General features: G+C 47.4%; 11 protein-coding genes. 3 read left to right on the forward strand and 8 right to left on the reverse strand.

Annotated features, from left to right (window positions below; translation table 11 throughout):
* Nucleotides 1-187 precede the first annotated feature (187 nt).
* Together lipB and Q0991_RS16990 are read left to right on the forward strand one after the other, a co-directional pair.
* Nucleotides 188-916: a lipoyl(octanoyl) transferase LipB gene (gene lipB / locus Q0991_RS16985; protein WP_299490461.1), complete on the forward strand. Its 729-nt coding sequence runs from the start codon at nucleotides 188-190 to the stop codon at nucleotides 914-916.
* 49 nt (nucleotides 917-965) lie between these two features.
* The gene (locus tag Q0991_RS16990) at nucleotides 966-1,436 is read left to right on the forward strand and encodes a molybdenum cofactor biosynthesis protein MoaE (protein ID WP_299490464.1); all 471 of its coding nucleotides are present in this window, start codon (nucleotides 966-968) and stop codon (nucleotides 1,434-1,436) included.
* Here the strand turns inward: Q0991_RS16990 and Q0991_RS16995 are convergent.
* From Q0991_RS16995 to rpmH, 6 genes are all read right to left on the reverse strand, one after another.
* Nucleotides 1,433-1,936: a YceD family protein gene (locus Q0991_RS16995; RefSeq protein WP_299490467.1), complete on the reverse strand. Its 504-nt coding sequence runs from the start codon at nucleotides 1,934-1,936 to the stop codon at nucleotides 1,433-1,435. The genes Q0991_RS16990 and Q0991_RS16995 overlap by 4 nt on opposite strands.
* 37 nt (nucleotides 1,937-1,973) lie before the next feature.
* The gene (locus tag Q0991_RS17000) at nucleotides 1,974-2,492 is read right to left on the reverse strand and encodes a R3H domain-containing nucleic acid-binding protein (protein WP_299490469.1); all 519 of its coding nucleotides are present in this window, start codon (nucleotides 2,490-2,492) and stop codon (nucleotides 1,974-1,976) included.
* 5 nt (nucleotides 2,493-2,497) lie between these two features.
* Nucleotides 2,498-3,709 carry a membrane protein insertase YidC gene (gene yidC / locus Q0991_RS17005; RefSeq protein WP_299490471.1) on the reverse strand — a complete coding sequence of 404 codons (1,212 nt, stop codon included), beginning with the start codon at nucleotides 3,707-3,709 and terminating at the stop codon, nucleotides 2,498-2,500.
* A gap of 244 nt (nucleotides 3,710-3,953) precedes the next feature.
* Nucleotides 3,954-4,355, reverse strand: a complete 402-nt coding sequence (locus tag Q0991_RS17010) for a PH domain-containing protein (RefSeq protein WP_299490473.1) — start codon at nucleotides 4,353-4,355, stop codon at nucleotides 3,954-3,956.
* Nucleotides 4,345-4,704 carry a ribonuclease P protein component gene (gene rnpA / locus Q0991_RS17015; protein ID WP_299490476.1) on the reverse strand — a complete coding sequence of 120 codons (360 nt, stop codon included), beginning with the start codon at nucleotides 4,702-4,704 and terminating at the stop codon, nucleotides 4,345-4,347. The genes Q0991_RS17010 and rnpA overlap by 11 nt, the downstream gene beginning before the upstream one ends.
* 60 nt (nucleotides 4,705-4,764) lie before the next feature.
* Nucleotides 4,765-4,902, reverse strand: a complete 138-nt coding sequence (rpmH, locus tag Q0991_RS17020) for a 50S ribosomal protein L34 (protein ID WP_299490478.1) — start codon at nucleotides 4,900-4,902, stop codon at nucleotides 4,765-4,767.
* Between the two features lie 156 nt (nucleotides 4,903-5,058).
* Between rpmH and dnaA the strand changes: the two genes are divergently transcribed.
* On the forward strand, nucleotides 5,059-6,429 hold the full coding sequence (gene dnaA, locus Q0991_RS17025) for a chromosomal replication initiator protein DnaA (protein WP_299490480.1): 1,371 nt from the start codon (nucleotides 5,059-5,061) through the stop codon (nucleotides 6,427-6,429).
* Nucleotides 6,430-6,618: 189 nt separating this feature from the next.
* Here the strand turns inward: dnaA and Q0991_RS17030 are convergent, their stop codons facing one another.
* Both Q0991_RS17030 and Q0991_RS17035 read right to left on the reverse strand, forming a co-directional pair.
* Entirely contained in the window at nucleotides 6,619-7,188 is a 570-nt protein-coding gene (locus Q0991_RS17030; protein ID WP_299490482.1) for a Uma2 family endonuclease, read from the reverse strand.
* Nucleotides 7,189-7,304: 116 nt separating this feature from the next.
* A partial coding sequence (locus Q0991_RS17035) for a Tab2 family RNA-binding protein (protein WP_299490485.1) occupies nucleotides 7,305-8,028 on the reverse strand: 724 nt, incomplete at its 5' end.

The following is an 8,028-nucleotide window of genomic DNA, read 5'->3' on the forward strand; positions in this document are numbered from 1 at the left end:
TCGGTGATCTCAATATTCTTGCCGTGAATAACAAGCTTCATAGGGTTGCCTCCCCTAATGTCAGTGTTAACCTCACCCTAACACTTTGTTTTCTGGAAGGGGGAGGTGTTCTACCGTGTCTTTAAGTTGCTTTGCATCCTGTGATAATTCTTAAATGCTATGGTCATAGGATTACTCGGAAATACTCTTGATTTCATCTCACCAATCAGCTAAGGCTTTTAAAGCTTCTCCCCCTAAACGTCCCTGTTGGCTATATCAACTGGGTCTGGTGGATTATCAAAAAGCCTGGGATTGGCAGCGGCAACTGGTGCGCGATCGCATTCACAATCCTCAACTTCCCGATACATTACTCCTGTTAGAACATCCCCCCGTTTACACGTTGGGACAGGGCGCAAGTTTGGATTTTCTTAAGTTCAATCCTGACCAATCAGACTACGCCCTGCACCGCATTGAGCGGGGCGGAGAAGTGACCTACCATTGCCCAGGTCAGCTCGTAGGTTATCCCATTCTCAACCTCAAGCATCATCAACCAGACTTACATTGGTATCTTCGACAACTGGAAGAAGTGATTATTCGCACGTTAAGCATCTATGACCTAAAAGCAGAGCGTATTCCGGGCCTCACAGGCGTTTGGCTAGACCAGTGCAAAGTCGCAGCCATCGGCATTAAGGTCAGTCGCTGGATTACCATGCATGGTTTTTCTCTCAATATCAACCCTGATCTGTCTGGCTTTGACCAGATTGTTCCCTGTGGGATTCAAAATCGGGCTGTCGGCAGCTTAGGACAGTTTATTCCTAACCTTGACAGTACTGAGGTAACAGCCACTCTGCTGCATCAGTTTTCCCAGGTATTTGATCTCGATTTGAGATTAGAGGGTCCAGCGCCTTTTACCAGTCATGCTCCATCCCCTGGTTAATTCATCAGGATAATCCGTCATGATAGAGAAGCAGTGCTCTTCTGTCGCCATGACTTCTTCTGTCGCCTCCACCACCACTGACGATCACTTTCTGATTACCTTTGCTCCACTGAACGTCGAGGAACTGTATCACCAAGCCGATCACCCTCATAACGGCGCTGTGGTGGTCATGAGTGGTACCGTTCGCGATCAAACGGACGGTAAAGCTGTGCTCTCCCTCGAATATCAAGCCTATGAACCGATGGCTCTGAAAGTCTTTCAGGGCATTGCTCAGGACATTCGTCAACGCTGGCCAGACGTTAACCGGATTGCCATCCAGCACCGCACTGGTCACCTCAAAATTAGCGAGATTAGTGTCCTCGTTGCCATTGGCTGTCCCCATCGAGCCGAAGCTTTTGCCGCCTGTCAGTATGCCATTGACACCCTCAAGCACAATGCCCCGATCTGGAAGAAAGAGCACTGGGCCGATGGTTCTAGTAGCTGGGTCAATATTGGTGCGTGCGAACAAGAAAACGCCTAGTTTCCCTGCATTTGTTCTTTCAAAGACTCTAAAGCGGCCCAGCGTCGATCGACGGGCTGCTCAATTTTCTCCGCCTCTTTCAGCAACCCTTCACAGGCTTGATCACACAGCTGCCGATGGGGCAGTTGCAAACTGAGCTGCTGATACAGCCAATCTTCAGGACTAAAATATCCCCGTGGAGATAGCGTTTCTACCGGATCATCGAGGGTAACTTCAATTTCCAAGCCAGGTTCATCCGCTGGAACGTCTGCCGATAACCAAATCATCTCCGAGGCATCTACTGTCAGCCGATGATTATATTGCTGCAAACAGCGATCGCAATTGAGTGTCACAATCGTTTTTGCCTGACTATTTACCTGCAAATAATTGCCTTGATGCACAAGCGTGATCTGTCCCTGAACTGCCGTCAGTGAGTCTAGCTCAGAGAAAAACTCTTCAACATCTAAAACAATGGTTTGTTGAGGTGCATTTTCGACGTCTGGGATGTAAACCTTGTCCATCGCTGAGACCCTTTCTCCATCCCTTACTGACCTACTCTTATTCAGGCTCCTCACCCGTCGCCAGCGCCACCACCAAACGGCGGTCTGGTTCTTGGCCACGACTACAGGTCTCTAGGTCCGTTTCATCAAACAGAATTGTATGCACTAACCGTCGTTCTGCAGAGTTGATAGGAGGCATCACATACTCTTGGCCCGTTTCTCTTACTGATTGAGCTGCCTGATCCGCCAGTTGCGTTAGTTCTTCATAACGGTTGACCCGAAAATCAGCCATCTCAATCGTAAAGGCGGTCCGTTCCTCCTTATCTTTGCCAAGATTTAGGGTGGAATTGATCAGATATTGGATAGCATCCAACATCCGACCATTACTCCCAATCAATAAGTCGATCTGCTCAGGTGACAAACCACTGTCATCAATCGTGAGCCAGAACCCACCAAAATCTTTGAATTTTGTCTGGGCAATCTCTGGCTTATCGCTAGTGACCGGGGTCTCTATACCCAAATGGCCTAGTAAACTAGACAGCCATTCCTGTCCCTGCTGAATGTTCGACTCACTCATACCTATTAGCTCGATGCTTTCTTTTTAGAGTACTCCGGCTCAAAGGGTAGTGCACCCCGCTCACCATCTTCAGCAACTACTTTGGATGCTCGCTCTTCTCGGGCCTTCTTACGCTCCTGTTCGTCCACAATCTTTTGCAGGTTCTCAGGCAACGGCTCTTTTGAGAGGAAATAGCTCTGGACCGTCTGAAAAATATTGGCTAACAGCATATACAACAGCACACCCGCCGGGAGGGGAAAGAACAAAAACATTCCTGAAAACATCACTGGCATGTACTTGTTCATCGCCTGCTGCTGAGACCCAGAATTGCCACCTTGACCAGATAGCAACTGGTTGATGTAGAGAGAAACACCAAATCCAAGCACCATGATCAAGATATCCCAGTGGATGGCATCCGCATTAAACTGAGCCCCTTCGTCAGTGGTTGTGAATATTTCACCTTCAACGGCACCCACTCGACCCAGGGCCTTAATAAACAGGAAACCTTTCTCCGCCGCAATGCCTGTCAGGGTTCCTTGAATCGTCACATCTCCCGGTTGCAAAGCCACAATATGGCCATTGTCATCAATGCTGACCCGATCCTCACCTTTCATCACTTTCCAACTGGGAACCACATTGTCTGGCTCAGACTCAGGAAGAATATCTTGCAGAGACTTACCACCAACGGTCTGGAATTGAAAATCCGTGGACTGCCCAACCCCCAACTCTTTACCGGAGGGCACAATACCAATCACTGGATAATGAGTTCTCTCAGCCACAAATATGTTTTGTGATTTTGTTGTAAACGGATCAGTTTTGATTTCTGCAATCTTGTCTTGGGGTAAAATCTTCAGATTCACTGAATAGTTAACGTTGGCAAAGGGCGATCCTCTCAAGGTTGCAAATAGTGCAAATAAAATCGGCATTTGAATCAGGAGTGGAAAACATCCGGCGAGAGGGTTACCAAACTCCTTGAACAGCTTGGTTTGCTCCTCTTGCAACTTTGCTGGATCATCTTTGTAGCGTTCTTGCAGCTCTTTTTGGCGCTTCTGCATTACCGGCTGTGAGACTTTCATTCGCCGCATATTGCGAATTTGGCCTGCACTCACTGGATACAAAACAGAGCGAATCACCAACGTTAGAGCAACGATGGCCAATCCATAGCTAGGGACGATCCCGTAGAAAAAATCCAGGATCGGCAACATAATGTTGTCCGAGATAAATCCAATAAAGTTCATTCGTGTATAGCCGACCTAAGTGCGGAAATTAGCAAAATAGTGAGTTGACTGGGCCTGCCACTATGGCAGCACGCAAAACGCTGCTTCCCTTCACAAGTATGATTCTAGTGGTAATACATACTGTGGGCAAACAACCAACCAATACCAGCATTGTTTTCAGATTGAGTACAAATCAAAATGATCTTCTCCATCATACTCACCCGAGCAACAAATGCTGCAGTTTGAAGATGTCTAACCTAAAATTCTATGACGCCGAGCCACTCGCAGCTGTAACTTTTGCCTGAGACTTCGCCTCTACTTTTTCTTCAATATAGGCCGCAATTTCTCTAAATTTAGGCAGAGATTTCAATTCAATGCGGCTGCCATCTTTTAAAATAATCAACATGTCTCCCCAAAAGCCTAAACCTCTGGGAATGACTGAAACCTCAGAAATTTCTGAATAGACGAGATCGGTGCGAGTACGACCAAACCATCCACCATTGACTGTCACACGCCGATTAGTAATTCGAAATCGTAGCCAAATGGCTCTGACAATTGCACCAATCGTCAGAGGAATAAAAAATATGGTTAAAGCTAAGAAAGAATTTAAAATTAAATCGCCAATATGAGGTCCTCCTTCAAAATAGACCTCCTCCTTAATACCCATTTAGGATCTCCGCGTCTGCAAATAACTGTCTTAATTGTTGCAGAAATTGCAAGTAATCGCACTGGACCGCGTCTGCACGCACGACAATAACGACGTCCCAACCCGGCTGTAACTCAGGCAGTAACTGACGGCAAATGGCTCGCAGTTGTCGCTTGATTTTGTTCCGGATCACGGCCCGCTTACTGACTTTTTGGCTAATCGAGAATCCGAATCGAACAAGGTGTTGTTGTGTAGCGATGCTAGACCGATAGGCCCTCAGAACTAGAAATTTAGTGCTTTGGCGACGACCTTTTCGGTAAACAGTCTGAAACTCTCTGTTTTTCGTCAGCCGATTTTGAATTGCTAACATGCAATGGAAAAGCTTAGATGACAGAGTTGGTTTCCCAGAAAGTTAGAGTTGACGAGGTTTCTAAACGGATAAGCGATGCCGACCTTTGCGCCGACGAGCATTAATGACGTTTTTCCCACTTTGAGAACGCATGCGAGCCCTAAATCCAGACGTGCGTTTACGCTTGCGGCAGGTGCCACCTAAAGTTCGTTTAGTCATAATTTATGCAGTTAAAAGATTTAACAAGGTCAAAGAAAGCATTTAGGTCTAGCGTTTGACCCAGAATCCATAGTTTACAATCTTATCACCCACTCTTGCCAGACCTGATGAAACCCCTTAAGCTCTATGTCGCTCAGCATGCAGTCGAGGTAATCCATGGAAACGTCTCTTGAAACACTTTGGGGCCAAGTCCTGGAGCGATTGCAGCTTCAGTTGAGCCGACCCACGTTTGAAACCTGGATTAAGACTGCTAGTGCTGAGCAACTCGAATCGGATCGATTAGTCATCCGTACTCCAAACCCGTTTGCCCGCAATTGGCTGCAGAAGTATTATGTCAAAACCATTCGGGATGTCGTGCATGAGATTTTGGGCCATCCGGTTGAAATTCAAATCGAAATTGCCCAAGGGGATTCCAACGCTAGTATCTCTGCCCCTGAAGTGGCTTCGCCCTTACCGGCCTCCAGCCCTGCCGATAACCCAAACAACACCTCTCAACGACAACAGGCCAGCCTCAATCCTAAATATGTGTTTTCTCGGTATGTGGTCGGACCCAATAATCGCATGGCCCATGCAGCCTGTTTAGCCGTTGCCGAATCTCCAGGTCGAGAATTTAATCCCCTGTTTCTATGTGGCGGTGTGGGATTGGGAAAAACTCACCTTATGCAAGCCATCGGCCACTACCGACTGGAGATTTCGCCGAACTCACGAATTTTTTACATCTCCACAGAGCAGTTTACAAACGATCTGATTGCGGCCATTCGTAAGGATGGCATGCAGAAGTTTCGTGAACATTATCGAGCCGTAGACGTGATGTTAGTGGATGACATCCAATTTATTGAGGGCAAAGAGTATACCCAAGAAGAGTTTTTTCACACATTCAACACCCTTCATGAAGCCGGAAAGCAAGTGGTACTAGCATCCGATCGCCCACCCAGCCAAATTCCACGCTTGCAAGAACGTCTTTGTTCCCGGTTCTCGATGGGGCTGATTGCAGATATTCAACCCCCTGACTTAGAAACCCGAATGGCCATTCTGCAAAAGAAAGCAGAATACGAAAACATCCGACTTCCCAGGGAAGTGATTGAGTATATTGCCTCTAGCTATACCTCTAACATTCGGGAGTTAGAAGGGGCTCTGATTCGAGCAGTGGCCTATATTTCCATTTCTGGACTCCCGATGAATGTGGAAAATATAGCACCCGTTTTAAATCCTCCTAAGGCTAAAATCTCTGCTTCCCCTGAATCCATTATTCATGCCGTCGCCGATACCTATGGTGTGTCTATTGATGATTTGAAAGGAAATTCTCGCCGCCGCGAGATTAGTATGGCCCGCCAAATTGGCATGTACTTGATGCGCCAACATACTGATCTGAGCTTGCCCAAAATTGGTGAGGAATTTGGCGGCAAGGATCATACAACGGTTATTTATAGCTGTGACAAAGTCTCTGATTTACAGAAAAAAGATCCAGAATTGGCTCAAGCTCTTCGGCAGTTAGGCGATCGAATTAATCTTGCTAACCAACCCTAGGGAGAGGAGGTTTATAGGTTGAGTTAGCTGGCCTATAAACCGCGAGGTGTTTAGTCTAAACGTGCTTTGAACTTGCAATGAGCAATGGCTTACGCGTCAGTTTCCTAAAGCCTGTTTAACCGGGCAATATTGCTGAAAATAGTCTGGCTACATTTGTTGTTACAACTAGCAATCGATATGGGTGGGTCGCTAGTCCAGCAACCAATTCACCATATCTTGTACCGTTAAATGCACGTCCGATGCAAAGTTAGGCACAGGCAGGGAGCGATCAGGAGAGTCCATATCAAACACTTGTAAAGCCTGCTCCGAGGCGTACACAAAAACCGTTTGTTCGGTAGGATCAATCAGCCAACCGAGCTGAGTGCCATGTTGGAGACAAAACAGAATTTTCTTAGTAACCTTTGTCTGACTTTGATCTGGCGACAAAATTTCTACAACCCAATCAGGAGCGAGGGAAAACTGGTTGGCAATCGAGCCATCTTCATCTCTAGGGATTCGCTCCCAGGTGAAAATTGCAATATCTGGAACGATCGAGCGTCCAGCAAAGGTACAACGCAATTCGGGAAAAACTCGCCCTTTTTTCTGGGGCTTGAGCACCCTTTCCACAGCCATCGTCAAGTCTCGCTGAATTGTGCTGTGTTTCCCTTGAGGCATGGGCTTTTGAACAATAAATCCGTCAAGATACTCGCTGGCAGGCTGCGTTTCTGGCAGCGCCAAGAATTCTGATAGGGAAACGGTTTGAGCAGGGGCTTGAACCATAATTAATAGCTGAAAGAGAATCGCTATGTCTCTTATATCCTACAAAAACGAGGGTAGCCGACCACTGGCATAGCCGACCCCTTCCATACAGCTCAGTCGATATCAGACCATGAAGCCTACTCCATCAATGAAGACAATAACCACATCCCTGTATAGGTCACCCCTGAATCATCGGGCTGTACCAACAAAAAATGTAGCCCTTGGCTCCCTTGCTTCCCCTGTTCAAATCCCTGGGCCGCTGAGACAATATCCACATCATCATAAGTGACCAACACATAGCGCTCATTCAAACCAGCAGCCATAATCAACCCACTTAACTCCGCCCGCATGGCTTGAATAGAAGCAGGTTGCTGCTGCTGCAACCATTGAGCCAACTGCATGGACCGTCGTCCCCCATTGATCAACACCCCTGGAATTCGCGTATCTGCGGCTAAACCCAACTGGCTTGGCAAGAGCATCTCCGGCACTGTCCGTAGGGGAATGGGCCGTTGCAGCAGTACCGACTCTAGCTCTGAGACGGCTAAGGTGACAAACTGCCATTGGTCGCCCCAGAGATGTTCAGGCATGGGCTGGGGAGGCAAAGGTTCTATCGCTAAAGGATTATAGGATTGACCTGTATACTCCGGTAGTTGAGCATAAGCTTGCGTTCTCACTTGCAAGACTCGCTTCAAGCCCGCTGTTTGTCGGGTAGCCACCACAGAAATATTGAGGGTTTTCCCAACGTCTTCCATAAAAGTCAGACTGCGGGGTCTAAAGACTTGGAACTGGGTGGGGGGTGGCCCCATTAAGGTAAAGAGTTCTTGTAGCTCTGCCACCAGCCAATCAGGACTGACGTTGGGT

The organism is Acaryochloris sp. IP29b_bin.137 (genome assembly GCF_028285745.1).
Taxonomy (GTDB): Bacteria; Cyanobacteriota; Cyanobacteriia; order Thermosynechococcales; family Thermosynechococcaceae; genus Acaryochloris.

Coding starts and splice junctions, on each gene's coding strand:
- Q0991_RS16990 (WP_299490464.1), top strand. CDS start 966: ATGACTTCTTCTGTCGCCTCCACCACCACTGACGATCACTTTCTGATT.
- Q0991_RS16995 (WP_299490467.1), bottom strand. CDS start 1,936: ATGGACAAGGTTTACATCCCAGACGTCGAAAATGCACCTCAACAAACC.
- Q0991_RS17000 (WP_299490469.1), bottom strand. CDS start 2,492: ATGAGTGAGTCGAACATTCAGCAGGGACAGGAATGGCTGTCTAGTTTA.
- yidC (WP_299490471.1), bottom strand. CDS start 3,709: ATGAACTTTATTGGATTTATCTCGGACAACATTATGTTGCCGATCCTG.
- Q0991_RS17010 (WP_299490473.1), bottom strand. CDS start 4,355: ATGGGTATTAAGGAGGAGGTCTATTTTGAAGGAGGACCTCATATTGGC.
- rnpA (WP_299490476.1), bottom strand. CDS start 4,704: ATGTTAGCAATTCAAAATCGGCTGACGAAAAACAGAGAGTTTCAGACT.
- rpmH (WP_299490478.1), bottom strand. CDS start 4,902: ATGACTAAACGAACTTTAGGTGGCACCTGCCGCAAGCGTAAACGCACG.
- dnaA (WP_299490480.1), top strand. CDS start 5,059: ATGGAAACGTCTCTTGAAACACTTTGGGGCCAAGTCCTGGAGCGATTG.
- Q0991_RS17030 (WP_299490482.1), bottom strand. CDS start 7,188: ATGGTTCAAGCCCCTGCTCAAACCGTTTCCCTATCAGAATTCTTGGCG.